33 protein-coding genes are annotated in these 24,400 nt (G+C 55.5%); 13 read left to right on the forward strand and 20 right to left on the reverse strand.

The window, feature by feature from the left end; all coding sequences use genetic code 11:
* Positions 1 to 56 precede the first annotated feature (56 nt).
* From whiA to AALG83_04995, 3 genes are all read left to right on the forward strand, one after another.
* A complete protein-coding gene (gene whiA, locus AALG83_04985) occupies positions 57 to 1,007 on the forward strand; it encodes a DNA-binding protein WhiA (protein ID MEY8382508.1) in 951 nt (316 codons plus the stop codon).
* A 106-nt stretch (positions 1,008 to 1,113) separates the two neighbouring features.
* Positions 1,114 to 1,380, forward strand: coding sequence for an HPr family phosphocarrier protein (locus AALG83_04990; protein MEY8382509.1), 267 nt, complete (start codon positions 1,114 to 1,116; stop codon positions 1,378 to 1,380).
* Positions 1,381 to 1,461: 81 nt separating this feature from the next.
* Positions 1,462 to 1,833, forward strand: a complete 372-nt coding sequence (locus AALG83_04995; protein ID MEY8382510.1) for a cytidine deaminase — start codon at positions 1,462 to 1,464, stop codon at positions 1,831 to 1,833.
* A gap of 55 nt (positions 1,834 to 1,888) precedes the next feature.
* Here the strand turns inward: AALG83_04995 and AALG83_05000 are convergent, their stop codons facing one another.
* Both AALG83_05000 and AALG83_05005 read right to left on the reverse strand, forming a co-directional pair.
* Positions 1,889 to 2,353 (reverse strand): GNAT family N-acetyltransferase, encoded by a 465-nt coding sequence (locus AALG83_05000; protein ID MEY8382511.1) that lies wholly within the window; start codon positions 2,351 to 2,353, stop codon positions 1,889 to 1,891.
* Positions 2,354 to 2,376: 23 nt separating this feature from the next.
* Entirely contained in the window at positions 2,377 to 2,958 is a 582-nt protein-coding gene (locus AALG83_05005) for an ANTAR domain-containing protein (protein ID MEY8382512.1), read from the reverse strand.
* Between the two features lie 108 nt (positions 2,959 to 3,066).
* On the opposite strand from AALG83_05005, the gene AALG83_05010 reads away from it, so the two are divergent.
* From AALG83_05010 to rapZ, 3 genes are all read left to right on the forward strand, one after another.
* Positions 3,067 to 4,149, forward strand: a complete 1,083-nt coding sequence (locus AALG83_05010) for a hypothetical protein (GenBank protein MEY8382513.1) — start codon at positions 3,067 to 3,069, stop codon at positions 4,147 to 4,149.
* Positions 4,150 to 4,217: 68 nt separating this feature from the next.
* Positions 4,218 to 5,132, forward strand: coding sequence for a UDP-N-acetylmuramate dehydrogenase (murB, locus tag AALG83_05015; GenBank protein ID MEY8382514.1), 915 nt, complete (start codon positions 4,218 to 4,220; stop codon positions 5,130 to 5,132).
* A 27-nt stretch (positions 5,133 to 5,159) separates the two neighbouring features.
* Positions 5,160 to 6,059, forward strand: a complete 900-nt coding sequence (rapZ, locus tag AALG83_05020) for an RNase adapter RapZ (GenBank protein MEY8382515.1) — start codon at positions 5,160 to 5,162, stop codon at positions 6,057 to 6,059.
* 50 nt (positions 6,060 to 6,109) lie between these two features.
* Here rapZ and AALG83_05025 read toward each other — a convergent pair whose 3' ends face one another.
* The 5 genes from AALG83_05025 to AALG83_05045 form a co-directional block, all read right to left on the reverse strand.
* Positions 6,110 to 6,658 (reverse strand): epoxyqueuosine reductase QueH, encoded by a 549-nt coding sequence (locus AALG83_05025; GenBank protein ID MEY8382516.1) that lies wholly within the window; start codon positions 6,656 to 6,658, stop codon positions 6,110 to 6,112.
* Between the two features lie 11 nt (positions 6,659 to 6,669).
* Positions 6,670 to 7,395 (reverse strand): DUF2461 domain-containing protein, encoded by a 726-nt coding sequence (locus AALG83_05030; GenBank protein MEY8382517.1) that lies wholly within the window; start codon positions 7,393 to 7,395, stop codon positions 6,670 to 6,672.
* Entirely contained in the window at positions 7,388 to 8,005 is a 618-nt protein-coding gene (locus tag AALG83_05035; protein MEY8382518.1) for a flavodoxin family protein, read from the reverse strand. The genes AALG83_05030 and AALG83_05035 overlap by 8 nt, the downstream gene beginning before the upstream one ends.
* 19 nt (positions 8,006 to 8,024) lie before the next feature.
* Positions 8,025 to 9,893, reverse strand: a complete 1,869-nt coding sequence (uvrC, locus tag AALG83_05040) for an excinuclease ABC subunit UvrC (protein ID MEY8382519.1) — start codon at positions 9,891 to 9,893, stop codon at positions 8,025 to 8,027.
* A 78-nt stretch (positions 9,894 to 9,971) separates the two neighbouring features.
* Positions 9,972 to 10,289: a hypothetical protein gene (locus AALG83_05045; GenBank protein MEY8382520.1), complete on the reverse strand. Its 318-nt coding sequence runs from the start codon at positions 10,287 to 10,289 to the stop codon at positions 9,972 to 9,974.
* A 120-nt stretch (positions 10,290 to 10,409) separates the two neighbouring features.
* On the opposite strand from AALG83_05045, the gene AALG83_05050 reads away from it, so the two are divergent.
* Positions 10,410 to 10,631 carry a helix-turn-helix transcriptional regulator gene (locus tag AALG83_05050; protein ID MEY8382521.1) on the forward strand — a complete coding sequence of 74 codons (222 nt, stop codon included), beginning with the start codon at positions 10,410 to 10,412 and terminating at the stop codon, positions 10,629 to 10,631.
* A gap of 26 nt (positions 10,632 to 10,657) precedes the next feature.
* Here AALG83_05050 and AALG83_05055 read toward each other — a convergent pair whose 3' ends face one another.
* On the reverse strand, positions 10,658 to 10,834 hold the full coding sequence (locus AALG83_05055; GenBank protein MEY8382522.1) for a hypothetical protein: 177 nt from the start codon (positions 10,832 to 10,834) through the stop codon (positions 10,658 to 10,660).
* A gap of 287 nt (positions 10,835 to 11,121) precedes the next feature.
* Here AALG83_05055 and AALG83_05060 point away from each other — a divergent pair, with 287 nt between their 5' ends.
* Together AALG83_05060 and AALG83_05065 are read left to right on the forward strand one after the other, a co-directional pair.
* Positions 11,122 to 11,376, forward strand: coding sequence for a helix-turn-helix transcriptional regulator (locus tag AALG83_05060; protein ID MEY8382523.1), 255 nt, complete (start codon positions 11,122 to 11,124; stop codon positions 11,374 to 11,376).
* 19 nt (positions 11,377 to 11,395) lie between these two features.
* A complete protein-coding gene (locus AALG83_05065; GenBank protein MEY8382524.1) occupies positions 11,396 to 11,593 on the forward strand; it encodes a YlcI/YnfO family protein in 198 nt (65 codons plus the stop codon).
* Between the two features lie 41 nt (positions 11,594 to 11,634).
* Here AALG83_05065 and AALG83_05070 read toward each other — a convergent pair whose 3' ends face one another.
* The 6 genes from AALG83_05070 to AALG83_05095 all read right to left on the reverse strand — a co-directional run bounded on the left by AALG83_05070 (position 11,635) and on the right by AALG83_05095 (position 17,134).
* Entirely contained in the window at positions 11,635 to 13,023 is a 1,389-nt protein-coding gene (locus AALG83_05070) for a penicillin-binding transpeptidase domain-containing protein (GenBank protein MEY8382525.1), read from the reverse strand.
* A gap of 300 nt (positions 13,024 to 13,323) precedes the next feature.
* Positions 13,324 to 14,574: an FtsW/RodA/SpoVE family cell cycle protein gene (locus tag AALG83_05075; GenBank protein MEY8382526.1), complete on the reverse strand. Its 1,251-nt coding sequence runs from the start codon at positions 14,572 to 14,574 to the stop codon at positions 13,324 to 13,326.
* The gene (locus tag AALG83_05080) at positions 14,564 to 15,028 is read right to left on the reverse strand and encodes an FHA domain-containing protein (GenBank protein ID MEY8382527.1); all 465 of its coding nucleotides are present in this window, start codon (positions 15,026 to 15,028) and stop codon (positions 14,564 to 14,566) included. Before AALG83_05080 ends, AALG83_05075 begins: the two co-directional genes overlap by 11 nt.
* 39 nt (positions 15,029 to 15,067) lie before the next feature.
* Positions 15,068 to 15,682 carry a J domain-containing protein gene (locus tag AALG83_05085; protein MEY8382528.1) on the reverse strand — a complete coding sequence of 205 codons (615 nt, stop codon included), beginning with the start codon at positions 15,680 to 15,682 and terminating at the stop codon, positions 15,068 to 15,070.
* 75 nt (positions 15,683 to 15,757) lie between these two features.
* Positions 15,758 to 16,285: a hypothetical protein gene (locus tag AALG83_05090; protein ID MEY8382529.1), complete on the reverse strand. Its 528-nt coding sequence runs from the start codon at positions 16,283 to 16,285 to the stop codon at positions 15,758 to 15,760.
* Between the two features lie 3 nt (positions 16,286 to 16,288).
* A complete protein-coding gene (locus AALG83_05095) occupies positions 16,289 to 17,134 on the reverse strand; it encodes a DUF5685 family protein (GenBank protein ID MEY8382530.1) in 846 nt (281 codons plus the stop codon).
* Between the two features lie 201 nt (positions 17,135 to 17,335).
* Here AALG83_05095 and AALG83_05100 point away from each other — a divergent pair, with 201 nt between their 5' ends.
* Genes AALG83_05100 through AALG83_05110 form a run of 3 tightly spaced genes read left to right on the forward strand, consistent with a single transcriptional unit; the run spans position 17,336 to position 18,577 of the window.
* The gene (locus tag AALG83_05100; GenBank protein ID MEY8382531.1) at positions 17,336 to 17,647 is read left to right on the forward strand and encodes a spore coat associated protein CotJA; all 312 of its coding nucleotides are present in this window, start codon (positions 17,336 to 17,338) and stop codon (positions 17,645 to 17,647) included.
* Positions 17,648 to 17,650: 3 nt separating this feature from the next.
* Positions 17,651 to 18,013 (forward strand): spore coat protein CotJB, encoded by a 363-nt coding sequence (locus AALG83_05105; GenBank protein ID MEY8382532.1) that lies wholly within the window; start codon positions 17,651 to 17,653, stop codon positions 18,011 to 18,013.
* Positions 18,014 to 18,016: 3 nt separating this feature from the next.
* Positions 18,017 to 18,577, forward strand: coding sequence for a manganese catalase family protein (locus AALG83_05110; protein ID MEY8382533.1), 561 nt, complete (start codon positions 18,017 to 18,019; stop codon positions 18,575 to 18,577).
* Between the two features lie 219 nt (positions 18,578 to 18,796).
* Here the strand turns inward: AALG83_05110 and AALG83_05115 are convergent, their stop codons facing one another.
* Both AALG83_05115 and AALG83_05120 read right to left on the reverse strand, forming a co-directional pair.
* A complete protein-coding gene (locus AALG83_05115) occupies positions 18,797 to 19,009 on the reverse strand; it encodes a hypothetical protein (GenBank protein ID MEY8382534.1) in 213 nt (70 codons plus the stop codon).
* On the reverse strand, positions 19,006 to 19,218 hold the full coding sequence (locus AALG83_05120) for a hypothetical protein (protein ID MEY8382535.1): 213 nt from the start codon (positions 19,216 to 19,218) through the stop codon (positions 19,006 to 19,008). Before AALG83_05120 ends, AALG83_05115 begins: the two co-directional genes overlap by 4 nt.
* 203 nt (positions 19,219 to 19,421) lie before the next feature.
* On the opposite strand from AALG83_05120, the gene AALG83_05125 reads away from it, so the two are divergent.
* On the forward strand, positions 19,422 to 20,066 hold the full coding sequence (locus tag AALG83_05125; GenBank protein MEY8382536.1) for an XRE family transcriptional regulator: 645 nt from the start codon (positions 19,422 to 19,424) through the stop codon (positions 20,064 to 20,066).
* A gap of 144 nt (positions 20,067 to 20,210) precedes the next feature.
* Here the strand turns inward: AALG83_05125 and atpC are convergent, their stop codons facing one another.
* The 4 genes from atpC to atpA are packed head-to-tail and all read right to left on the reverse strand — an operon-like array spanning position 20,211 to position 24,394.
* The gene (atpC, locus tag AALG83_05130) at positions 20,211 to 20,612 is read right to left on the reverse strand and encodes an ATP synthase F1 subunit epsilon (GenBank protein ID MEY8382537.1); all 402 of its coding nucleotides are present in this window, start codon (positions 20,610 to 20,612) and stop codon (positions 20,211 to 20,213) included.
* A complete protein-coding gene (atpD, locus tag AALG83_05135) occupies positions 20,613 to 22,016 on the reverse strand; it encodes a F0F1 ATP synthase subunit beta (GenBank protein MEY8382538.1) in 1,404 nt (467 codons plus the stop codon).
* The gene (atpG, locus tag AALG83_05140; protein MEY8382539.1) at positions 22,000 to 22,881 is read right to left on the reverse strand and encodes an ATP synthase F1 subunit gamma; all 882 of its coding nucleotides are present in this window, start codon (positions 22,879 to 22,881) and stop codon (positions 22,000 to 22,002) included. Before atpG ends, atpD begins: the two co-directional genes overlap by 17 nt.
* The gene (gene atpA, locus AALG83_05145) at positions 22,865 to 24,394 is read right to left on the reverse strand and encodes a F0F1 ATP synthase subunit alpha (protein MEY8382540.1); all 1,530 of its coding nucleotides are present in this window, start codon (positions 24,392 to 24,394) and stop codon (positions 22,865 to 22,867) included. Before atpA ends, atpG begins: the two co-directional genes overlap by 17 nt.
* Positions 24,395 to 24,400 lie beyond the last annotated feature (6 nt).

The following is a 24,400-nucleotide window of genomic DNA, read 5'->3' on the forward strand; positions in this document are numbered from 1 at the left end:
CCGGGGCTCTTGCTTCTGCCCTTTTTTCATCTCTTCCGGAAAGGAGGCCATCTGCCATGTCGTTTTCCTCTCAGATTAAAGCAGAGCTTTGCCGCCAGGGTCAAAAAGACGATGCCTGCGCTCTGGCAGAGCTCGCGGGCATTCTGCACACCGGCGGCATCTTAAGCTTTGGCTCGGGCAAGCCCGCGCTTTTGCTCAATACCGAGCACAGCGATATCGTTACCCGGATTTTCGCTCTGGCCAAGCGCTGTTTTTCCATCGACTGCGAGCTGAGCCGCAAGCAGGGGCTGAAAAAAGCCGAGACCTACTGCATCCGGCTCTGCCTTCCTCATTTTCCCGACGCGCTGGAGGCGCTGGCGCTCTCGCTCTCCCTAGGTATTGGCCCGGATGAGGCCCGCTTTGCCGCGCTTTGTGCGCCTGCCGGATGCCAGGAGGCCTTTCTGCGTGGCGCATTTTTGGGAGGCGGCAGTATGAGCGATCCAAAGAAGGCCTACCATCTGGAATTCGTCTCCGGGAGCGCGGCTGTGGCCGAGGAGATCCGCCGGCTGCTCTGCGGCCTGGGCCTTGGGGCAGGCGCAATGCCCCGCCGGGAAAACCATATGGCCTATATCAAGGGCATCGAGGATATCATCACGCTTCTGACGCTTCTGGGCGCTCATTCCGCTGTGCTGGAGCTGGAAAATATCCGCATTCTCAAGGGCATCCGCAACAACGTCAACCGGCAGATCAACTGCGAAAACGCCAATATCGATAAGACCGTGCGCTCTGCCCTGGCGCAGGTCGAGAATATCCGGCTTATCGAAGCCAGCATCGGCCTGGCGTCTCTGCCCAGCGGATTGCAGGAGACGGCCGAGTTGCGCCTGCAAAACCCGGAGGCCTCCCTCTCTGAGCTGGCCGCCCTTTCCGGGGAGGGCTCCCGCTCGCGCATCAACCACAGGCTGCGCCGTCTCTCGGAAATCGCACAGGAACTGCGTGAAAAAGGAAAAATTCCGCCGGCACTTCTGTAAATTTGCATAAAAAAAGAGGATTTCCGCCCGCGGCATGGAATCCTTATAAGAGAACGTTTTCATCGCATCTTATCATACCCAAAACATCACAACGGGAGGCAAGACAATGCTATATAAGGAAATTACCATCAAAAATGAGCTTGGGCTGAAATCCAGCGTTGCCGCAAGATTCGTGCAGACGGCCGGGCAGTTCAAATCCCAAATCCTCATCGAATCTGAAAACAAGAAGATCAACGCCAAGAGCATTATGGGCGTATTGCTTCTGGGCATAAAGCAGGGAGAATCCATCTATGTTCTGGCCAACGGCGTAGATGAAAAAGAGGCTCTGGATGCTCTGGAAGAGCTGGCCAGCAAGGAAAGCTTCGAAGATTAAGGCAGGAATTCTGCCGGCAGAAAGTGGAATTGCGACAGGCAGTTCCACTTTTTTTATTTTGCCAAGCAAAAGGAGAGAAAAATGGAATTTACAGAGTTATACGAGATTGCCAAAAACACGCTGAACCCGCGTCAGCTGACAGAAGATTCCTCTGCGGGCGGCGTTGCCGCCGCAATCATGACGGATAAGGGGAACATCTACCGCGGCGTTTGCATCGACGTCCCATGCTCCATGGGCTTTTGCGCAGAGCACGCCGCCATTGCCGCCATGGTAACGGCTGGAGAAAACCGCATTGAGAAGCTGGTCGCTGTCTATCAGGATGGTTCCATCGTCCCTCCCTGCGGACGCTGTCGGGAGTTCGTCTGCCAGCTGCACCCGGAAAACTATCTCTGCCAGGTTCAGCTGGCGGATCGGGTCGCGCGCATGGAAGAGCTGCTGCCAGATCGCTGGTGAGGCGCGTAAAAAGAGAGCATCTGCCCAGGGCGGATGCTCTCTTTTGGTTTGCACTCTATAATTCGGCCCACATGGTCTGCACCACCGGGCGAAACCCCTCCCGCTCATAGAGGTGGTTGGCCACCTCGTTTTTGCAAAGAGAATCCAGCTTCATGCGGAAAATGCCCCGCTCCCTGGCCCAGTTTTTGCAGGCCTCCAGCAGTGCGCTTCCAATCCCCATGCCTCTGCTTTCCGGCAGCAAAACCAGGTCGCTCAGATAGGCAAATTTGCCAGGCACCAGGTAGTTTTCCTCCGGCTTTGGCTCGCACTGCCAAACGCAGGCAAAGCCCACAATCTTCCCTGCCGACTCTGCCAGAAAAATATCCTTGGTCTCCTCCAAAACTGCCTGGCGCATGGGCGCCTCCTTCTGCTCGGCAACAGCAAAATACCCCGGCTCCAATGCCGACATATCCAGCGAAAGCTGATAGCCCATGCGGCAAATTTCCTTCAAATCTTCCAGGCCCGCTTTTCTAATCTCCATCTTGCTCCTCCCCTGCTCAATGCTCAAAACTCCGAGAGATACGCCTCGTGCGTCTCATACGTCTTCAAAATATCCTCTGCGATCTCCCGCTGAGAGAGCCGCATATCCATGGCCCTCTTTTGAATATAGCGGTGCGCCCGCTCCTCATCCATGCCCAAAACCGCCACCAGGCAGCATTTTGCCCGATCTAGGATTTTAAAATCTTCCAGACGCTGGCGCAGCTGCTCGTTTTGCTTTTGCAGCGCGGTAAATTTCCGGGAAATGCTGAGCGCCATGCGGATTCCCATGGCCAGCTCCTTGCTGGAAAGCGGCGCGCAGAGCACCACACAGCGCGCTGTTAAAAGCTGCCGCTCTGCCCGCGGCGCCTCCGCCCGGGTAGTCAGCAGTGCGCTGGCAATGCCCCTCTCTCCCAGGCTTTTCAAAAAGAGCATCTGCGCATCCGTGCACCGCCCGCTCACAAGCAACACAAACCCCGCCTCTTCCAGGCTCTCCTGGGCCGAGGCGATGGTTCTGGCCTGCTTTGCCTCTCCTGCGCCGGCAGCAGAGAGTGCCGCATCTATGGTGTTTTGAAGCTCGCCGGGGGCGGCAATGACTAGGCTTTTCATATTCGCATTCTATCCCACCTCTCCCTGCTTTGTCAACCGCCGTGCAAACTAATAAACCGTGCTGGTCGCGAATATAGTGAATAAGAAACCTATCTGGGAGGCGCGGCCTTGAAAAAGTTCTTTTCTCTTGTCGTATGTATTTTGAGCATCGCATTTTTGCTGATGGCCCCGGCTTTTATCGCCGGCGGCATCCATAAGAACGTCTATACCCTGCGGGCGGAGAAGCTGGCCAATCAATATACCGGCTCTTTGCAGATTTGGCACATCGTCTCGTTTAAGACGGGCGGGGAAAGCGGCGTCTCCTATCTCAAAAGCCGGGCAGCCGAGTTTGAGAAAAACAATCCCTACGTTTTTATCGACGTCGTCGGCATGACGCCGGAGGAGGCAGAGCAGCGCCTGGCGACTGGGGAGCGGCCGGATATTTTTTCCTTTCCCCTGGGCTTTCCGTTGGAGCATCTGCTGGCCGAGCTTAAGGAGCCGGAAGAGGCGCTGCTCCCCTCTCTTTGTGAAACTGGAAAAAAGGGAGATCAGTTCCTGGCCTATCCCTATATGATGGGGTTTTATACCATCACCGTCAACCAGGAGATCTATTTCTCCTCCGGCGCTTCCCTGCCCATCGGCACGGGCCTGCCCCGGGCGAATTTCAATTATCTGGTCTACCATGCCGAGCAAAACTGGAAGGAGGAAGATGCCAAGGCCCTGAGCCTTTGCAATACCTATGCTCTTTCTCCGCTCAAGACGCTGGAGCATTTTCGGGAAGAGGGGGAAAATAACTTCCTTATCGGCGGGCCTCCGGCGGATTATGCGCCCGATCCCGCCGCTTTTGCCGCCGATGGGACGGATCGCTTTCTCAAAGGCAATGCGGCGCTTCTGCTGGCTCCGGCATCGGATTACGAAAAGTTGCTGCTGGATCAGCGCGCCAACTCCCTCAGCCTCACGGCTCTGACTTTTTCCGATTATACGGATCTCGTGCAGTTTGTGGGCGTCTGCCAGACACAGGATTCCGCCAAGCATGCCATGTGCCAGAATTTCGCCGCTTCCCTGCTTAGGCGCAAGGCGCAGAAAGGGCTGGAAAACCTGAAAATGCTGCCCGCCGTGCAGCTGGAGGGCGTCTACGAAGGGCAAACGCTTTATCTGGAGGAATACGAGCGGCTGGCCACCTCTGCCGTCATCCCAAAAGCCTTTGAATAGAGCGCTCCCGGCGGCAAAATTTCGCCTGGGCGCTTGTTGTCTGGAAAGGATTCGTGTAAAATAGAGGTATGAAAAAAGAGCAGCTTCAAACACTAATGGAATGGATGAACCGGCAGGGCATCCCCTATCTTACTGACGCTCCCATGCGGGATTACACGACGTTTCGCGCGGGCGGGCCGGCAGATCTGCTCATCAGCCCCAAAAGCGCAGAACAAATCCGCGCGGTTTTGCAGATGTGCCGTCAGCTGGAAGTTCCCGTGACACTGCTGGGCAATGGCAGCAACGTGCTGGTTCGGGACGGCGGCATCCGCGGGGCGGTGCTGCGCCTTGGTTCAGAATTTTCTCAAATTCAAATAGAGGGCAGCATGGTGATTGCCCAGGCAGGGGCCAAGCTCGCCGCTGTCGTCAGTGCCGCGTTAAGCGCTGGGCTGGTGGGCATGGAGTTTGCCGGGGGCATTCCGGGCAGTGTGGGCGGCGGGATCTATATGAACGCCGGCGCCTATGGCGGAGAGCTCAGCCAGGTTCTGCACAGCGCGCTCGTGCTCACGGCGGATTTGGAGATGGTGCAGATGCCCAGCGAGGCGCTCTCGCTCTCCTATCGGCACAGCGCTTTGATGGAAAACGGTGCCCTGGTTTTGGAGGGGCGTTTTTGCCTGAAGCCAGGCGATACCGCCGCCGCCCGCGAATATCTGCGTGAACTCGCCGTCCGCCGCCGGGAAAAACAGCCGCTGGATCTGCCCAGTGCAGGCAGCACGTTTAAGCGCCCGGCCGGGCATTATGCCGGCGCGCTCATCGAGGCTGCCGGGCTCAAGGGCTTCTCCATCGGGGGAGCGCAGGTCTCGGAAAAACATGCGGGGTTTGTCGTCAACCGGGGCGGCAGTGCGGCGGATATTTTGGCGCTCATCCGCCATGTGCAGGAGCGCGTCTCTGCTCAAAGCGGCATCTGGCTGGAGCCGGAAGTTCTGATTTTGGGCGAGGATTAGCCCCGCGAGCAGAAGAAAGGAACAGCTATGAGATTCACGATCATCACCGGGCTCTCGGGCGCAGGGCGCTCCTCTGCCCTCAAGACATTCGAAGATATGGGCTATTTCTGCGCAGACAATATTCCGCCGGCGCTCATCCCTGCGTTTGCCCGGCTTTGCCTGGCGCGCTCTGTGGATGCGCCCAAAAACGTCGCAGTTGTGGCGGATATGCGCATGGGCGATATGTTTGATACCATCTACGCCGCCATCGACGAGCTGAAGAAAATGGATCTGGAGCTGGATATCCTGTTTTTGGATGCCTCGGATGCGGCGCTGGTCGGCCGGTTCAACCAGACCAGGCGCGTGCACCCCGTCTCGGGCAGCGGCAATGTGCTTTCCGGCATCTTCGTCGAGCGGGACAAGCTCCAGCGCATCAAGGATATGGCCAACACAGTGCTGGATACCACGACCTACAATGCCCGCAAGCTGGCAGACGTTTTGGAGCAGAAGTATAGCCAGAGCTTTGACAGCCGCCTTCCCGTCTCCGTGGTTACCTTCGGCTATAAGCGGGGCATCCCCATCGACGCAGACCTGGTTTTCGACATGCGCTTTCTGCCAAACCCGTTCTATATCGAGCGGCTCCGGCGCTCTTCCGGCCTGGAAAAGGATGTGAGCAGCTACGTTCTCTCCTTCCCGGAGGCCGAATACTTTTTGAAAACCACCATCGATCTCGTAACGCACCTGCTGCCACACTATCTTGAGCAGGACAAGCGGCAGCTCACCATCGGCATCGGCTGCACAGGCGGGATGCATCGCAGCGTCGCCATCGGCCAGGAGCTCTATCATCGCCTGGAACAGCTTGGGCATAAAGTCTTTATCGAGCACCGGGATATGAACCTGGAACGGGAAGCCATCAAAAAGCGCTTCCATGCTCCCAATGCCCAGTAAACCCGCCGTATAGAAAAAGAGCGCCCCAAGGCGCTCTTTTTTGCGTTTTCTTATTCCTGCACGCGCTTCTTTTTGGTATACCGCTCTTCTTCGCTGAAAATACAGCCGCAGTATTTTTGCATATAGAGCTCCAGCTCTCGCGCCCGCTGCTGGCCTTCCTTGAAATATGGGCGGAAATCCCGGTAGAGGAAGGAGACGCCATATTCCTGCGCGGCCCGCTCCCCCGTCTGCCGCAGCAGCTCGTGGTTCTGATAGGGGCTGATGAGCAGCGTCGTGGAGAAGGAAGAGAAGCCGTGCTCCGCCGCGTATTTTGCCGCGGCAAACAGGCGGGATTCATAGCAGTAGGCACAGCGGTCGTCGAAATCCGGGTATATCGCCGTCAAAAACTCCCGCAAGCCATACTCCCCTTGCAAAACCAGCCGCAAATCAATGCTCCGGGCATATTCCACCAGCGCATTCTTCCGATTCTTATACTCCTTTTTGGGGTGGATATTGGGGTTAAACCAATATCCCACCGGCTCTATCCCCTCGCCGCGCAGAGCATCGATGCACATGATCGAGCAGGGTGCGCAGCAGATATGCAAAAGCGTATGTTCCATGCGATTCTCCCTTAAAATTCAAATACCTTGCCACCGCCCTCATAGAAGGTGTACGGCGCGTTTTTTTGCTGTGTCCTAAGCGATGCCTCCAGCAGGAAGGCGTAGACGGGCGCCAGCATCTCATAGCCCTGGCGGACGGTTTCCGCCAGATTCGGCGAAAACAGCAGGCCGAAATCTGTGCTCTCCGCCGTTACGCTGAGATTGCGCCGGTTCATCCACTCCTGCCGCTCCGGCGGCTCGCTCCCATAGCGCGGGCGCTTCAGCTTTTCGCCGTGCAACTCGAACAGCTTTTGCCCGTCAAATGCCTCCAGCGCCTTTTCCGCCAAAGGCTCCCGCTCCAAAATCATCTGCCGCACGCTCTCCATAAACCCTGGCACCGCCTTATAGAACCCGCATCCATAGGAAAACCCGTCCGGGCTCAATTCAAAATACAGCCCCGGCCAGCCCGGCTCATGCATACGGAACCGCCGGAAGATGACCCACATATTCTCCCGATATAGGGATTTATCGTGGGAATAGCGGGTATCCCGCCAGATGCGGCTGATGGTTTTATCCACCCGAGGCAGCGCGACAATCTGGCTGTCGATCTCCAGCGCCTGGGGCGCCAGATAGCTCACCAGCTGGCAAAACGGCTCTATGACATAGGCGCGGTATTCCGCGTTGTGCGCATGAAACCACTCCCGGCTGTTGCGGCGCCGGTTTTCAGATAGAAAATTCAGGGTCTCTTGGCTAAACATCACATCTATCTCCTGCCTTTTCCTGGTCTTGCGCATAAATTGAGCGGCCAAACTCATATGCCCGGGAAAGATGCTCTGTCTGTGCAATCTTGGGCTTGCCGTTGGTGTCTCCGCATCCGCCAGCCAATAGCATTCCCTTATCATGAAAGCCGATATAATTCACAACCGCAAAGCGGTAATACGCACTGGCCTGCTCAAACGTCCAGAACAGATCGTCGGCGGCCGTCATGAGCAAAGCGCTGTCTTTGGCGGGATATTTCTCATAGCGGCCCAGCGGCGGATTTGCATCCTCCTGCGCGATGCAGTAGAAACGCTCAATAAAAGCTTTGAGCCTGGACGAAATCGTCCAAAAATACAGCGGCGAAGCGAAAACCAGCAGATCTGCCGCCTTGATTTGGGGAATCATGCTGTTAAAATCGTCCTTCTGAACGCAGGGCTTCCCATAGCGGCAGGCGTTGCAGCCCAGGCAACCTTTGACTTCCTTTCGCGTCAAGGAGATTTTTTCCACATGATGCCCCGCTGCCTCTGCGCCTGCGATAAACGCATCTGCAAGCTGTTCCGTATTTCCGTTTTTTCGGCCGCATCCCAGCACAACTAAAATATGTTTCATCCTCTTCTCCTCCTGCTTGCTATTGTTCATGCGCCTTTTCCACCGAAGCGACCGGCGCGAAATACTTCACGATCTCCCGGGCTGTGGAAATATCCACACCGGGCACGGCGGCCAGCTCGTCCACCGTCGCCCGCTTGATGCCCTCCAGATCGCCGAATGCCCCAATCAGCGCCTGCTTGCGCTTGGGGCCAATGCCCCGGATGCGATCCAGCTCAGAGGCCAGCGTGCGGCCCTCCCGCAGAGAGCGGTGGTAGGTGATGGCGAAGCGGTGCGCCTCATCCCGGATGGCGGTAATCAGCCCCAGCACCGGGGAGTTTTTGTCAAACACGATGGGCTCGGGATCGCCGGGCAAAAAGAGCTCCTCCTCCCGCTTGGCCAGGCCAGCCAGCCGGATGGTATCCTCCAGCCCCAGGCTCTCCACCACCTCCACCGCCGAGGAGAGCTGCCCCTTGCCGCCATCCACGATGATCAAATCCGGCACGGCCCCAAAGCCATGCTCCTTATCCTCCGAACGGAAGCCCTCCATCAGGCGGCGGGTGAGCACTTCGGCCATGGAGGCGAAGTCGTTCGCGCCCTGGACGGTTTTGATGCGGAAGCGGCGGTATTCCTTCTTATCCGGCTTGCCATCGATAAACACCACCATCGAGCCGACCGAGTCCGTCCCCTGGGTGTTGGAAATATCGTAGCACTCCAGCCGGCGCACATACCCGATGCCCAGCGCCTGCCCCAGCTCTGTGGCCGCGCCGATGCTGCGCTCATAGGCCCGGCGCTCGGCCTGCTCCCTGCGCTTGATGGCCTCCTCGGCATTATGCCGCGCCATATCCAGCAGCCGCTTATGGTCCCCCCTCTGGGGCACCAGCAGCTCTACCTTGCGCCCGGCGATATCCGCCATCCATTCGGCCAGCAGTTCGCTGTCTTCGGGCAGGGCGCTCAGGTAAACCTTGGGCGCCACCGTGTGCTTTTCCATATAAAACTGCTTGAGCACGCTCTCGAGAATCTCGGCCTCATCGCCCGGCTCATCCAGAAAGAAGCGCTGTGCACCCGAGAGCTTGCCCTTGCGCACGAAAAACGCCTGCACGGCCGCCGTTTTCTCCCCCATGGCTACGGCAAAGATATCCTTATCGTTGAGATCCGGGAAGCCCGCCTTTTGCCGCTCGGTAATGCGCGCCAAAATTTTCAGCTTATCCCGGCAGGCCGCGGCTTTTTCAAAATCCAGCGCTTCGGATGCCGCATACATCTCTTCTTTGAGCTGTTTTTCCACTGGCCGGTATTTGCCCGAGAGAAATTCGATGACTTCATCCACAATTTTGCGGTATTCCTCCGGGGAAATTTTGCCGGCGCAGGGCGCGAAACAGCGGCCCATCTGGTAGTTGAGGCAGGGGCGCTCTTTTCTGCTCCCGGTGGTAATCTCCTTTTTACAGCTTCTAAGCGGGAACAGCTTATGCACGCCGTCCAGCACTTCCCGCACGGAAAACGCCTCCAGATACGGCCCAAAATACTTGGCGCCATCCCGGGCGACTTTGCGCACGATCTCGACTCTTGGGTAGTCTTTTTTGAGGTCGATGCGGACGTATGGGTAGTGCTTATCGTCCCGGAGCAGGATATTATAGTGCGGCTGGTATTCCTTGATGAGGTTACACTCTAGGATGAGCGCTTCCTTCTCGCTGTCTGTGATGATATATTCAAAGTCCGCGATTTTATTGACCATGGCGTTGGTCTTGGAATTTTTGACGGCGTTGGCGCCAAAATACTGGCTGACGCGGTTTTTCAGCACTTTCGCCTTGCCCACGTAGATGACCTCGCCCTTTTCATCGCGCATGAGATACACGCCGGGCTTCCTGGGCAGCGTTTTGATTTTTTCTTCCAGCACGTCATTCAGCAGGCGCATATGCTCACCTCTCCTCTTTTTATCTTTGCTTTCTTATTATAGCACAGCTGAGCAAGGGGAAAAAGGGCTTAGGGTAGGTTAACATGAGGGGCAAAGCCCCTCATACTCCCTTTTTTCTTCATGCTCTTGAGGTTGCATATCATCTGCCACGGCAGCAGGCACATGCAAAATCGTCAGAGTTTCTTTTATTTCCTTTCGCCCAACCCCTCTTTCCAATGCAAATCGTATAATATCGAGATCACTATATAGCTGATAAACATAGCAACTGAAATCTGCTGTATCTTTCACTTCTTTAAAAGTGAGAGCCAGGCGTTGCTGTTTCGGCCGATAGTCTAATGCCAATTGTGGAAAAACACTCTCCAAAAGTTCCAACAATTCCTCCAAATCCAGATTCATTCTGCTCCCTCCTTTTGCTTATTTTAACACAAATTTATTTTAATTTGTAGAATACTACAAATTTTCCTTCTCTAATTTCTCTACAATTCTAGAAAAGGAAACATGGGGGGAGAAAGCAATTTGGATACAAGCAGAATCGGACAAGTGATCCGAAGCTATCGAAAATCAAAAGGGCTAACTTTGGAAGTTGTGAGCGGCCTTGCTGATTTGGATTCAGCACATCTTGCCAGGATTGAGCTTGGCGAATATGTTCCCAATATCAATACCTTTATTAAAATAGCAAAGGCACTTGGCCTTAAGCCTTCTGAGCTAATGGCAATGATAGAATCATCAGAAATATAGCAATAAAAAAAGCGCATTTGCGCTTTTTATTTATCGTCTATTTTGATTTCGCCATGTTCCTGCTCATAGCGATTTAAATGTTCCAATAAAACATATTCGATATAATTAGTCATTGAGCGATGTTCCTTTGTCGCTAACTTTCCAATTTTATCAAATATTTCATCATCCATTCTTAATGTGAATACTCTTTTTAAAGATTTCATTTTATATCATTCTCCTGTCTTTATATTTATTTTATCCGTATATAAGATAAAAATATGCAGTCTATTGACAGCTAAATGACATCATTTTATAATAAAACCAGTATAGACTATCTGTTTCTATTATTTTATTGGATATTTTTGTGAGAATAAATGATGATCCTTAAATTTCTCATACTCTTGCCGACGAAAAGTGGTTACACTTGTGTAACCAAAAATGATGGTAGAAACGGTTCTCCGATAAGATTAAAATAAATTTGGTGGTTACTAATTTATTTTAGGAGCGAGCAATGAAGGAGAACTTTTGGGGCCAGGCTGTAAAGCGTTGCCGAAAAATAAGAGGAATGAGCCTTTGGCAGGCCAGTAAGCGTGCCGGCCTTTCTCCTCTCTCTTTTTTCTTAATCGAGTGTGGAAGAATCCCCCTGCGTCTCAATGAGTTTGTGGGAATTTCCAAAGCATTTAATTCTACTCCTGTTTTTTTGCTCTATGAGATCAACGAGATCATGCCGCCCCGCCCAAACAAGAATAAGAATTGGTTGTGTTAATGCAATGAAGAATAAAAAGTTGGAAAAAACGATGCTTTCGTTTGAAATAGATAGAGAGCTGAGAGGCACCAAGCTTCCTCGAACTATCCGTTTCCCTGAAGTGTTGTTTGAAAAGCTTAGCGCTGCTGCACAGCAAAACAACGTTTCCTTCAACCGGTTTGTTCTGCAATGCTGCAGATTTGCTTTGGACCATATGAAAGATATCGGCTTAAAATAAAAAAGAAGCGACAGCTTGTCGCTTCTTTTCTATTTTCCTCTTTAATGCTCGGCCAGATAGCCGAAAATCTTGCCGGCCATGGGCGCGGCATAGCGCGAACCAAAGCCCGCGCCTTCAAAGATGACGGCTACGGCATAGGGCTTGCTGCTATCGTCGATAAAGCCCACGAACCAGGAATGGTTTTTGACCTGCCCATCCTCCATAAACTCGGCGGTGCCCGTCTTGCCGCAGATGGGAATGCCCGAAACCCCAGCGGAAGTGCCCGTGCCGCTCTGCACTACTTCGCGCATGTATTCCTTGAGCCGCCCGGCCATCTCGGCCGAGAGCACGCGCTTATACTGCGCCGGCGTAAACGAGAAGCCGGCATAGCCGCCCCGGGCTACGTCTCTTAGCAGTTTGGGCTCCATCATCACGCCGTCGTTGGCGATGCTGCCGGCGATCATCGCGGCATGCAGGGGCGTTACCAGATCGTTATACTGGCCGACGCCCGCCCAGCCAATATCGCCCTCGTTGCCCGTAACCTCGAAATTGCTGGGATAGAGCTCTATCTCGTCTCCGGCGAACTTGAACTGCTGGTTGAACCCGAATTTCTCCGCCTGCTTTTTCAGCCGGCTGCCGCCGATTTTCACAGAGAGGTTGGCAAAATAGGTATTACAGGATTTGGTGAACGCGCTCTCCAGCGTCAGCGCCCCGTGCGCGCCGCCCGAGCAGGTAACCTTCTGCCCCTCGATGATGCACTCGCCCGTGCATTCGTAGGAGAGGTCGATTCCCTCCTCCATCGCCGCGGAAGCCGTGATGATCTTCATGATAGACCCCGGCGGATAGCGGCCCATGGTCGCCCGGTCTACCAGGCTGGTATCCACAGGCTCCTCCTGGCCCAGGGTTGTGGGATCGAAGGTCGGGATGGAAACATTTGCCAGAATCTCCCCCGTCTTGTAGTTGAGGACGACGACGCACCCCGTCATCGCATCCATATTGTCGTAGATATATTCCGAAAGCTCGGCGTCTACCGTCAGCGTAATATCATTGCCCTGGCTTTCCCTGCCTGCCAGCAGATCCTCGATGCGCTCGACGAGATCCTTGTCCATGCCATAGAGATATTTGGCGAACCGCGTCTCCACGCCTTTGGCCGCGATGCCCGCAGGGTCGCCCATGATATGCGAGAGCGCCCGGCGCTTATCCACTTCCTCATGGTAGCGGCGCGTCGTCCCGTCGGACCAAGCCAGCCGGATGCCCTTTGCATCGTAGACCGTGCCGCCCGAGATATTCTTATATGCCTGCTGAATTCTGGGGTTATAGGGCGTGGCATACCACTGATTTCCATAGACAACGACAGAATAGCCCAGATATATGATGAGCACGCTGAACAGCGTTACAAAAATGCCCAGCGAGATGCGCATATTTCGCTTGAATTTATCGACGTTTCTCAAAGCGCTTCCTCCTTTTCCCAATTTTTGCTTGGTTTCCTGCCTGGAAAGAGGCCCCGGCTAACTGCGCCCCCCGCGTCTCGCAATCGCCTTTTCCGCGGCTTTACAGCCGCGTGTGCCCTTCGCAGAAGGGCTGGAGCCTAACTGCTCCTTATCCCCGCACCCGCGTGCCGCGCTCTCCTGTTCCTGCGCGGCCTTGCAATCGCGTGTGCCCTTCGCAGAAGGGTTGGAGCCTAACTGCTCCTTATCCCCGCACCCGCGTGCCGCGCCTTCTTTTTCCTGTGTTTTTGCAATCGTGTAAAATTAAGCGATTTCGCCGCCCATTTCAGCCAGCTCTTCCTCATCCTTCTGCCCGTTTTTGATGGCGACGCCCTGAATAATGCCCAGCTGGATCATAGAGGAAAGAATGGAGCTTCCGCCATAGCTGATATAGGGCAGGGTTACGCCGGTCAGCGGGATCAGCTTGATGACGCCGCCGATGATGATGAAGCTTTGCAGCGTCAGCATGGCCGTGCAGCCAAAGACCAGCAGAGCATCGTATGTGCTGCGCGCATTCAGCGCGATGAGAATGCCCCGCACGATAAAGACCAGATAGAACAGGATCGTGATGATCCCGAAAATGATGCCGAATTCCTCGCCGATGACGGTGAAGATATAGTCCGATTCGCGCACGGGGATGACTTCCGGCATCCCTCTGCCCAGCCCCACGCCGAACAGGCCGCCGCTGGCCAGCGCCAGCAGGCCCTGCACAATCTGGTAGCCCTGGCCGTTATACGTCGCCCAAGGGTCCTGCCAAACCTGCACGCGTGTCTGCACATGCGAGAAGAGCTTATAGCTGGCATACGCCCCGCCGCCCAGCACGCCCACGCCGAGCAGCGTCAGCAGCGTGCGCCCGGTGGCCGCAAAAAACATGACCAGGAAGGTCAGCGCGATGAGCAGGCCCGCGCCCAAATCCTTCTCCACCACCAGAAGCATGACACATGCCGCCGTGTAGATCAGATATGGGATGAAGGAAACCAGCTTCTCCCGGGTCGTCAGAAAATAGGCCGAGACCATGATATAGAGAATCTTGGCAAACTCGCTGGGCTGGAGCGTGAAAAAGCCCAGCTTGATCCAGTTTTTCGCCCCGCCGATGCTTCTTCCCAGCACCAGCGTGGAAGCCAGCAGCAGGAACGTCAGCACCATAAACAGCCAATTGAGCCGGCCGAAGTCTACGCTCTTTCGGATGATGAGCATCACGCAGACCATGACCAGCGTGCTGGCCATGAGAATGAGGAACTGCTTGATGGCCAGCGCCGGGCTGATGCGGTAGATCACTGCCAGCCCCAGAGACCACAAAAACTGCGCGACAATCAGGCAGAACCGATCCAGATGCTTGAAGCAGGATTTGAGGATATTATACTGAAACAGGTTGAACAGGCACAAAATCAGCCCGCTGGCCGCCGCCTGCCAATCCAGCTCGCCGCCTTTAAACGTAAGCAGGCCAAAGGCGCTGATGATGAAGAGCACCTGCAAAAACAGCAGTGCCGCGGTGCTCCTTCTCCTAATCGTCATGGGCCGCTCCCTTCTGGGGCTTTAAGTAAACCTTGGCATCGATGCCGCCAAAGCTCACGATGTCTCCCGTGATAATGCGGTGCGCGCGCACTGCCCGCCGCCCGTTGATCCGCGTCTCCGCCTTTTCAGACAGCGGCTGGAGCACTACGCCTTTTCCCTTTCTTGCGATCATGGCGTGGCTTTTGCGCACGCTCCTGTCCTCGATGATGATATCTGCATTTTTTCCGCTGCCGACGATATTCTCCGGCGTCAGCCCAATGCGCATCCCATACGCATCTTCTGCCCCGCCGATAATTTCCAGGTAGCCAATATATTGGCCGACTTCGCCCATCACGGCTTTGCGTTCCCGGTATTCCGCCCGGGAGTTCAGCACGAGCAAAAGCAGCATCATCGCCGCCAAGAATAAAAACCAATAGCGAAATACGAATGAAAGCGTATCATATAGCTGGGCCAATTTCTTGCCTCCTTCCTATCTTTTTCCCTGCCAAATGCCCTAGCAGCAGGGCCACATAAATGTTCTGCAGCAAAGGTTCGAGCACATACAAAGCTCACAGCAATCTGCATTGCCAGCCGGGCCGCCGCCAAACCCGCCAGGATTATTCATGGCATAAAAGGCGCGGGCATATTCCTGGTTTGCCGGATCCATCGCATGGGCTTGGGCAAAATGCTGGCGCGCACCGTCGTACCAGCCGCGCTGCCGCAGGATAATGCCTTTCCAATAGTGCCATTCCGCATCCCTTTGTGCCATGCTGTCCAGAATCGCTTCGGCCGAGCCGATATCGCCCACGCGGATTTTCTCTCTCACAGCCCCATAGCGCGCCGCGCCCTGGTATTCCGAGCGGTATCGGTATTGCCGGCCGCCCATTCCATAGGCCGAAGAGTAGCCGCCCTGCCCTCCCATGCCCGAGCCAGTCGCCCCGCCCTTCCTGCTCTTCCCAATGCTGTCGTATGCGGCGTTGATTTCCTTTAATTTTTCCGAAGCCTGCTCTTTGAGCGCGCTGTCCACATACCGATCCGGGTGGTATTTTTTTACCATCCGGCGGTATGCCGCCTTGATCTCTTCGTCTGTGGCCGTCTCGCTCACACCGAGCACATGATATGGGTTCACGCCTGTTTCCTCTCCATTCGGCGCATTCTCTGCGCAAAATTATCTTCTGATGAGCCGCGCCCATCTGCCTGCCGCCTATTCGCTGAGCAGGGAATCCCGCAAAAATACGCGGTAGAACTCGGCAATCCTGCCGTATAGAAAATCGTAGGCCAAAAAAGCCGCCTGCGCCAAAACAATGCGCCAGGCCATGGGAATGCCGGCAAGAAAGCCGTCCATCACAGTCTGAGAGGCGAAGAAATAGATCAGCACCATCCCGATATTGCAGTAGACCAGCCGCAGGACATACGCCGTCAGCTTATCCTTGGTTTTCCCGCAAAAATACCAGACGATTCCATAGTGCCCAAACAGCAGCAGATACGGGAGCGAGCTCTGAAAATCCGGCACGAGCAGCAGGCTGAACAGATACGTCCCGCCGAACATGAGGATGCTCGTCCCCAGCTCCTTTTCGCTGATGAGCGGGATGGTGAGCATGCCTGCCAGAAAATACAGCGCCAGCCGCCCGCCGGGCAGCAGCGTCGCGGTATAAAGGCAGACCAGCGTCATCGCCGCGCACATCAGGCTCAGGCTGAGCCGGTATGTTTTTTTAGAATAATCGATTCTCATGCTCTATGCTTCCTGTTTTCCGCTTTCCTGACCGCCGTATTTTGCGAGCACAGCTTCCATCTTCGCAGGCAGTCCGCGGTAAATGATATTTTCCAAGATGCCGGAGTGCCGCTTGAGGCTTAGCAGATCCAGCGCCCTGCCAGCCTCGTCCGCCGAACTGAGCAGGTTGAACCGCGCGCTCTCCAGAATCGCCGGCGTATCTGCCCCAAACCGCCGCAAAAACGGGTTATAGCTGCCGCTCTTGGCGTCTTTTTGCAGGTCATCCAGCGCGTCGATCAGGTAAATAAACCTGCCGATATGATAGCCCAAATCCTCCAGAACCTCTTTTTGCTCCCCCAGCGGCAAAAAGAGCTTGCCCAGCATTTTTGCAAACGCATCCGCCGCCCGGTCGATCTCCCGGCAGCCCTCCGCTTCCAGCGTTTGCAGCTGCTCCAACTGCTCCCGAATCGCCTCCTGCGCCGCAGGATAGCGCCCGGCCGCGCGCCTTACCGCGCTTTTGTACAGCCCGCCGGCCGCCCCCAAAAGGCGGTTCCCATCTGCCGCATGGTCTTTGAGGCTATAATAGCCCAACAGCAGATTCATAGCCGCGGCATACTCCCGCCCTTCCGCAAAGGCCTGCGGTATCCTGCGCGCCGGGTGCACCGGGCAGCGCATCTGCTCATAGCGCGGCGCTTGATCTGAAAGCGCGGAAGCGAGCAGATAGAGGAATGTGCAGTCGTAACTTAAAAGCAGGCGGCCCTTGATGCCGTATTCCGCCAGCTGGCGGCAGAGCCCGCAGTAGTAAGCGCGGAAGGTATCGTATTCTTTTACCAGAAGCTCCCCCTTCTGCACCATCACATACCCAAACACAAAACTTCCTCCGCACTGCCAAACTTTTTGCCCCGGCTTCCGATGCTCAAGGGGTAGGTGAAGTTATTATAACATTTTTTACTCCCGGTTGCCATTTCCCGGCGGTAATTCTCAATTTTTTTACATATCCGCCATCCGCACAGTTTTCCCCCGCCGTCATACTTATATAAAGAATTATGAAAAAAGGAGGCAGATAGCAAAATGAATCAGATGGATGCTCCCTATGTTTTCAGCGCTTTTACCCAGTACCCCAGCTGTGCTGCGGAAGCGCAAACATGTAATAGAGTCAATTTTTTTGCTGATGCGGAACAACCAAATTTATACGCGAGAGCTTTTGTCGTGCCTCAGGCATATTCCAACTGCGCGCTGCCCAGCCAGTCGCTGCACAACGGGACGTTTTTTAACGACCTGTATATGCCCTATTCGACAGTCAATACTGCTTGCGGCAGCTGCCCGCACGCTCATAGCGAGATGCGGCCGGCGCGCACCTGCCCTTGCAAAGAGGAGGAATAAGAAATGGCAAATTGTGGCTGCAACATGAGATACGCAATGCGCACGCCAGAGAGCCAGATGGATGTCTGCGCCGTTTCTGAGGGGCTTTGCCCGGCAGAGCTCGAAAAGAAGCGTTCGCTCATGCAACAAATTACCGAATGCGAGTTTATCTGCATTGACATCAATCTCTATCTGGATACGCATCCCAACGATGCTCGCGCCCTTTCGGATTACAACTGCTATGCGCAGCAGCTCCGGGCGCTTAAAGATATGTATGAAAAAGACTTTGGGCCAATTTCAAACTTTGGAAACTCTGTCAGCCGGGACAGCTGGAAGTGGAACACCCAGCCTTTCCCGTGGCACCAGAAATTTATGAGGGAGGAATAAGAAATGTGGATTTATGAAAAAAGGCTGATCTATCCTCTCGGCGATATTCGGCCCAACCCCAGAATGGCTAAGCTGACCGCCATGCTGCTTGGCGGCCCCAACGGCGAATTTACCGCCGCAACGACATACCTGAACCAGCGGTATTGCATGCCCTGCGGCGCTGTTCAGGCGATTTTGACGGACATCGGCACGGAGGAATTAAGCCATGTTGAGATGCTTTCCGTCATGATCCAGAAGATGCTGGCCGGCGCAACCAAGGAAGAGCTCCGCGCTGCCGGCATGGAAGGATGGGTTGCCGCATTTAACTGCTGCCCCTTCCCCAAAGATCAGAACGGCTATTCCTGGACGGCGGATTACGTCGGCACAACCGGCGATCCCATCGCAGACATCACCAACGATATGGCCGCCGAGCAGAAAGCCCGGGCTGGCTATGAGGGCGTCATGAAATTCTGCGACGACCCCGCCATCATCGCGCCGCTTCAGTTCCTGCGCGAACGCGAAATCGTGCATTTCCAGCGTTTCGGCGAAGCGCTCAATATCCTGCACGACTATCTCGGCCAGTAAACTTTTTGCTGACCCGACGCACTCTTCCAAAACCTGGCGCCGCCTTGCGGTCCAGGTTTTTCCATGCAGAGAAAAATATATTCGCACATATGAAAAAAGCGGGCAATTCGCCCGCTTTTCCCTATAAAATCACAAATATGAGAGGTTCATTCTATTTACATTTTCCAGTGTTTTTTGGGCGCCGCATCTTGCCGCCCGGCTATGCCAAAGCCAGGCGCTCTACTGATGCAGATAGCCTTTCTCGTACCGCGGCAGGGCTCTCTTTCTGCGAAGCGGCTCCTGCGTCTCGCCGGATCCTTCCAACAGAGGCATCGCCAGCTTGTCCCAAAGTTTCGCGCTGGCCAGTTTTTCCATCACAAAACTCACGCCCAAAAGCCCCAGAAAAGCGCCGCACAGCGCCAACATTCCCATTCCAAATAACTGCATCATCATGCCATCTCCTTTTGCGTTCTCTCTTGCCCGCGCCCCCGGTATACCCAGACAAATCCCTTGGAATCCAGCTCCAGATATGCCCCGCCAGCCCGCAGCTTTTCTGCATACGCTATCGTCATATGCTTCGCATCTTCCACGCCGTAGAGCATCAGATCGCTCTCCGGCTTTTTTTCCGCATCCTCCTGCATTGTGCCTCCCTGGCTTGCCACAACTTCCCGCCTCATCCTGTAATATCTTTTTCAGATACTTAAATTCTCACTTTTCACGCATATATCGCTAAATAAAAGGGAGTTTTTCTCGTATCTTTTTTCGATACTACAAGAATACTCCCAAAAAAGTTTCCTGTCAAGATATTTTTTGCTTGTTTTTTGTTCGCATCTGTGTATAATAAAAAGAAAGGGAGGTGGCGTTTTTGACACTCGGGCAGAGAATACGGCAGCTGCGGCTGGAGTACGGCTTTTCCCAGGAAGAACTGGGGGCGAAAATTGGCGTGCAAAAAGCTGCCATCAATAAATACGAGACGGGCACAGTCGTCAACCTAAAGCCCGCCGTCATCGAAGGGCTAGCCAAAGCGCTCTATACCACGCCCGCCTACCTGATGGGCTGGGAAGATTCCTCCGAGGCGCTTCCCGGCTCTGAGCTTGAGGTACTGAAAAATCCGCCCCGGATAACGGCCATGCGCCCCATTGTCGCCACGGCCAAAGCCGGATGGAACGGCGCCGTCGAGCTGGAATATGAAGGCGCGCGGCCTGTAACGGATCTGGCCAATTCGGAAGAATACGTCTGGATCCGGGTCTCGGGCGACAGCATGGAGCCGGTTCTGCAGGACGGGGATTATATTTTGGTACACCTGCAAAACACCGCGGAAAACGGCAATATCGTCGTCGCCATCGTAGATGGAGACGAGGCCACCATCAAGCGCTTTGAGCGGCAGAATGGCATCGTGCTGCTCAAGCCGGAAAACCGCCAGTATCCCACCCGGCTGCTGACCGGCGAAGCGCTGGAAACGCTCTATATCTATGGCGTTGTCCGCAAAGTGGAGCGGGATTTCTTCTAAAAAGCCGGGGAAACTTCGGAGCCAGCGGCATTGGGAAAAGCGGTTTGATCAGCACTAGCAAAAGGCACGGAGCATCTGTCCCGTGCCTTTTATATTACTCTTTTCCCAAATGAAAAAGAGCAAGGCACTGCCCTGCTCTTTTTTCTAGTGATATTTGCGGCCTGCCCGCAGACGCACCATTGCCCTGGCCAGCGCGATCTTGGAACTCTTGTTCTCCCAGATACTCTGCCTCTGGCGAATGCGCTCTTCCGCGCGGTGTTTTGCCTCTTCTGCCCGGCGCATATCAATATCCTCCGGCCACTCACACGCCTGGACGAATACGACAACGCTGTCTTGCAAAACCTCCATAAAGCCTTCGCTATTGACGGCCTCCCGCCATACTCCATCCTGCTTGATTGAGATTTCTCCGACTGCCAGCGAAACGACCATGGGCGCATGCCCGGCCAGGACGGTCATCTGGCCGTCGATGCCCGTGATCGTCAGCGCCTCCACCTGGCCAGAAAAGAACTGTCGCTCGGGCGTCATGATGCTCAGATCGAATGTCATCTACTGCATCTCCTTCGCCTTGGCGACCACTTCATCAATGCCGCCGACCTGGAAAAATGCCGCTTCCGGCAGATCATCCACCTCACCGCCGATGATCGCCTCAAAGCTTCTGATGGTATCTTCCAAGGGTACGAAGCGCCCGGGCTGGCCTGTGAACACCTCGGCCACGGCAAAGGGCTGCGAGAGGAATCGCTGAATGCGGCGCGCCCGGTAGACCGTCGCCCTATCCTCGGCGGAGAGCTCGTTCATGCCCAGAATCGCGATGATATCTTTGAGCTCGCTGTAGCGCTGGAGGCATTCCTGCACGGCCTGCGCCACTTCATAGTGCCGCTTGCCCACGATTGCGGGATCGAGAATCCGCGAAGTCGATTCCAGCGGGCTGACTGCCGGGTAAATGCCCATCTCTGCGACGGATCTGGAGAGCACGGTCGTGGCATCCAGATGCGTAAAAATCGTCGCCGGAGCAGGGTCTGTCAAGTCGTCTGCCGGGACATAGATGGCCTGCACGGATGTGATTGAGCCCTTCTGGGTCGACGTGATGCGCTCCTCCAGCTCGCCCAGCTCGGTGGCCAGCGTCGGCTGATAGCCAACAGCAGAGGGCATCCGGCCCAGCAGCGCCGAAACCTCGTTGCCCGCCTGCACATAGCGGTAGATATTATCGATGAAGAGCAAAACATCCCTGCTCTGCTGATCCCGGAAGTATTCCGCCATGGTCAGCCCGGTCAGAGCGACGCGCATACGCGAGCCCGGCGGCTCGTTCATCTGCCCGAACGTCATGGCCGTTTTGGAGAGCGCGCCGGATTTCTCCATATCGTGAATGAGGTCGTTTCCCTCTCGGCTGCGCTCGCCCACTCCGGCGAAAACCGAATAGCCGCCGTGGTTGATGGCGATATTGTGGATCAGCTCCATGATAAGCGTCGTCTTGCCCACGCCTGCGCCGCCAAACAGGCCGATTTTGCCGCCTTTGGCATAAGGCGCCAGCAGATCGATCACCTTGATGCCCGTCTCAAACAGCTCTGTTACCGGCCTGACGCTTCCAAATTCCGGCGGCTGGCGATGGATTTCCCAGTGATCCGCCGCATCAACCTCGCCCTTTTCATCGATAGGAGCGCCCAGCACATTGACGACGCGCCCGAGCACGCCCTCGCCCACCGGCACTTTGATGGATGCGCCCGTATCTCTCACCTTGATGCCGCAGCAAAGGCCTTCTGTGGCCTCCAGAGCAATCGCGCGCACGAGCCCCTGCCGGATATGCGCCGCCACTTCCATATGCACGCCGTCCTCTGTGCAAAGCAGATTGTGCAGGGCAGGGCTTTGCCCCGGGAACTGCACATCCAGCACAGGGCCGCTAATTTTGATAATTGTACCAAACTCAGAGTTTTGCATGTCAATCCTCTCTTCCATGGAGCAATGCTTCCGCAGCGCCGGAGATCTCTGTGATTTCCTGCGTGATGGCCGCCTGACGCGCCATGTTGTATTGGGTCTGCAATTTTTTAAGCATCTCATCCGCATTGCGCGTCGCGCTCTGCATGGCGTTCATGCGGGCAAAATGCTCCGCCGCATAGGCCTGCACCAGCGCGCCGAACAAAATTCCCGTAACATACTGCGGCACCAGCAGGGAAAACAGCTCCTGCGCAGACGGCTCATAGATGATATCGCTCATTTTGTGCGCCGCAATCTGCTCATAATCCCCCCGGACGATGGGCAGAAGCCGGCGGATCACCGGCCTGTTTTTGGTATCTCCGTAAAAGGAGGTATAGATGATATAGACTTCATCCGTCAGGTCGTCGTCGTAGAGATCGAAGATATCAAAAGCCAGCTTGCGTGCATTGGAAAGCGAAGGGTCCTGCACGGCGCCGGTGGTCTCGATATCCGGCTGCATTCCCCTGGCCTTAAAGAACTCGGTCGCCACCAGGCCAACCGTCAGCAGATACGTCTCCTTCTTCTCCTTGCGCTGGCTGATGGTCTCATAGGCCAAGTTGAGCACACTGGCGTTATACGCCCCGGCCAGCCCCTTGTCTCCCGCCACGACGATATATGTGCGCCGATCGCCGCCACGGCCCGTCAGATACTGATGGGTTACGGACTCGGATGATTGCAGAATATCCTTCATGGTCGCCTGCACCCGAGAAAAATAAGTGTTGTTATACTCGATGTGGCTCATCACCTTTTTCAGGCGGGAGGAGGCCACAAGGTGCATGGCATTGGTGATTTTCCGGGTCTGCTTTACTGCCGCAATGTGCGCGCGGATCTCATTGGTGTTCTGCATCCGGCTTCGCCTCCGTCTGCGCGCCAAACTGCGCAATCGCCTGCTCCAGCTCTTCCCGCTCTTCCTGGGAGAATGCGCCCACCTCATTGATACGCGCCATCAGGCGGCCGCAGGCTTTTGCCAAAAACTCCAGCAGAGCGTTTTTATGCTCGGTTACCTGATGCGTGGGAACTTCAGAGAAAATTCCCTTCTGATACGCAATGAGAATGGCAACCTGCTCTGCCAGGGAAAGGATGCTATCCTGGGGCTGCTTGGTCAGCTCCACCAGCCGCTCCCCCCGATCCAGCATCTGCTTAGTGGAGGAATCGATATCCGAGCCAAACTGCGCGAAAACCGCCATCTCTCTATACTGCGCCACATCCAGACGCATGCTTCCAGAAACTTTCTTCATCGCCTCGTGCTGCGCAGAGCGGCCCACACGCGAAACCGAAAGGCCGACGTTGACTGCCGGGCGCACGCCCGCATGGAACAGCTCGCTCTCCAGATAAATCTGGCCGTCTGTGATGGAGATGACGTTGGTCGGAATATAGGCGGAGATATCTCCCGCCATCGTCTCGACAATGGGCAGCGCCGTCATGGAGCCGCCGCCAAACTCATCGCTGAGCTTTGCCGCGCGCTCCAGCAGGCGGCTATGCAGATAGAACACATCGCCCGGGTAAGCTTCCCGGCCCGGCGGCCGGCGCAGCAGCAGCGACATGGCCCGGTAGGCCACAGCGTGCTTGGAAAGATCGTCGTAAACTACCAGCGCATCCTTGCCCGCATACATGAAGTGCTCGGCAATGGCGCAGGCCGCATACGGCGCGATATACTGCATGGCCGCGCTGTCGCTGGCTGTGGAGGCGACGACCACCGTGTGCTCCATCGCGCCTTCCTGCTCCAGCGTCTCTATCATCTGCGCGATCGTCGAGGCTTTTTGCCCAATCGAGCAATAGACGCAGATGACGTCTTTGCCCTTTTGGTTCAGCATAGCGGAGAGCGCAATGCTGGTTTTGCCCGTCTGCCGATCGCCGATGATCAGCTCTCTCTGGCCGCGGCCGATGGGGATCATGCTGTCGATGGCCAGAAGGCCGGTCTCCAGCGGCGTATCCACCGGTGCGCGCTGCATGATGGTAGGCGCAGGGCTCTCGATGGGGCGGTATGCCTCGGGTTCCAGCTCTTTGCCATCCAGCGGGCGGCCAATGGGGTCGACAACTCTGCCCAGCAGTGCATCGCCCACGCCAATATCCGCGACGCGCCCTGTGCCGCGCACAATCGATCCGGATGTTACCTGGCTTGCGCCCGAAAGCAAAACTGCGCCGACGCCGTCCAGCCGAAGATCCAGCGCCAGGCCATAGGAGTGATTCTCAAATTCCAGCAGCTCGCCGTACCTGGAGTGCGAAAGCCCGGAAACCTGGACGATCCCATCCGAACAGCTGACGACATTGCCATATTCATAGATCTTCGGCTCAAAAGTATAGCTTCCAATCTTTTCCTTCAGGAAAAGGCCAATCCCGCTCGTATCAAAATTCAGCATTTCCTC

The sequence above is a fragment of the Christensenellaceae bacterium 44-20 genome, assembly GCA_041223705.1.
Classification (GTDB): Bacteria; Bacillota; Clostridia; order Christensenellales; family Christensenellaceae; genus QANA01.

What these genes read in the sequence shown, in the direction of transcription:
- AALG83_05090 (MEY8382529.1), bottom strand. Translation starts at nt 16,285, where the DNA reads ATGAGAATCGATTATTCTAAAAAAACATACCGGCTCAGCCTGAGCCTG.
- atpD (MEY8382538.1), bottom strand. Translation starts at nt 22,016, where the DNA reads ATGGAAGAGAGGATTGACATGCAAAACTCTGAGTTTGGTACAATTATC.
- AALG83_05000 (MEY8382511.1), bottom strand. Translation starts at nt 2,353, where the DNA reads ATGGAGATTAGAAAAGCGGGCCTGGAAGATTTGAAGGAAATTTGCCGC.
- atpG (MEY8382539.1), bottom strand. Translation starts at nt 22,881, where the DNA reads ATGCAGAACACCAATGAGATCCGCGCGCACATTGCGGCAGTAAAGCAG.
- murB (MEY8382514.1), top strand. Translation starts at nt 4,218, where the DNA reads ATGAAAAAAGAGCAGCTTCAAACACTAATGGAATGGATGAACCGGCAG.
- AALG83_04995 (MEY8382510.1), top strand. Translation starts at nt 1,462, where the DNA reads ATGGAATTTACAGAGTTATACGAGATTGCCAAAAACACGCTGAACCCG.
- AALG83_05060 (MEY8382523.1), top strand. Translation starts at nt 11,122, where the DNA reads ATGAAGGAGAACTTTTGGGGCCAGGCTGTAAAGCGTTGCCGAAAAATA.
- AALG83_05035 (MEY8382518.1), bottom strand. Translation starts at nt 8,005, where the DNA reads ATGAAACATATTTTAGTTGTGCTGGGATGCGGCCGAAAAAACGGAAAT.
- AALG83_05100 (MEY8382531.1), top strand. Translation starts at nt 17,336, where the DNA reads ATGAATCAGATGGATGCTCCCTATGTTTTCAGCGCTTTTACCCAGTAC.
- AALG83_05110 (MEY8382533.1), top strand. Translation starts at nt 18,017, where the DNA reads ATGTGGATTTATGAAAAAAGGCTGATCTATCCTCTCGGCGATATTCGG.
- AALG83_05030 (MEY8382517.1), bottom strand. Translation starts at nt 7,395, where the DNA reads ATGTTTAGCCAAGAGACCCTGAATTTTCTATCTGAAAACCGGCGCCGC.
- AALG83_05025 (MEY8382516.1), bottom strand. Translation starts at nt 6,658, where the DNA reads ATGGAACATACGCTTTTGCATATCTGCTGCGCACCCTGCTCGATCATG.
- AALG83_05115 (MEY8382534.1), bottom strand. Translation starts at nt 19,009, where the DNA reads ATGATGATGCAGTTATTTGGAATGGGAATGTTGGCGCTGTGCGGCGCT.
- AALG83_05075 (MEY8382526.1), bottom strand. Translation starts at nt 14,574, where the DNA reads ATGACGATTAGGAGAAGGAGCACCGCGGCACTGCTGTTTTTGCAGGTG.
- AALG83_05105 (MEY8382532.1), top strand. Translation starts at nt 17,651, where the DNA reads ATGGCAAATTGTGGCTGCAACATGAGATACGCAATGCGCACGCCAGAG.
- AALG83_05055 (MEY8382522.1), bottom strand. Translation starts at nt 10,834, where the DNA reads ATGAAATCTTTAAAAAGAGTATTCACATTAAGAATGGATGATGAAATA.
- AALG83_05005 (MEY8382512.1), bottom strand. Translation starts at nt 2,958, where the DNA reads ATGAAAAGCCTAGTCATTGCCGCCCCCGGCGAGCTTCAAAACACCATA.
- atpC (MEY8382537.1), bottom strand. Translation starts at nt 20,612, where the DNA reads ATGACATTCGATCTGAGCATCATGACGCCCGAGCGACAGTTCTTTTCT.
- whiA (MEY8382508.1), top strand. Translation starts at nt 57, where the DNA reads ATGTCGTTTTCCTCTCAGATTAAAGCAGAGCTTTGCCGCCAGGGTCAA.
- rapZ (MEY8382515.1), top strand. Translation starts at nt 5,160, where the DNA reads ATGAGATTCACGATCATCACCGGGCTCTCGGGCGCAGGGCGCTCCTCT.
- atpA (MEY8382540.1), bottom strand. Translation starts at nt 24,394, where the DNA reads ATGCTGAATTTTGATACGAGCGGGATTGGCCTTTTCCTGAAGGAAAAG.
- uvrC (MEY8382519.1), bottom strand. Translation starts at nt 9,893, where the DNA reads ATGCGCCTGCTGAATGACGTGCTGGAAGAAAAAATCAAAACGCTGCCC.
- AALG83_04990 (MEY8382509.1), top strand. Translation starts at nt 1,114, where the DNA reads ATGCTATATAAGGAAATTACCATCAAAAATGAGCTTGGGCTGAAATCC.
- AALG83_05045 (MEY8382520.1), bottom strand. Translation starts at nt 10,289, where the DNA reads ATGAATCTGGATTTGGAGGAATTGTTGGAACTTTTGGAGAGTGTTTTT.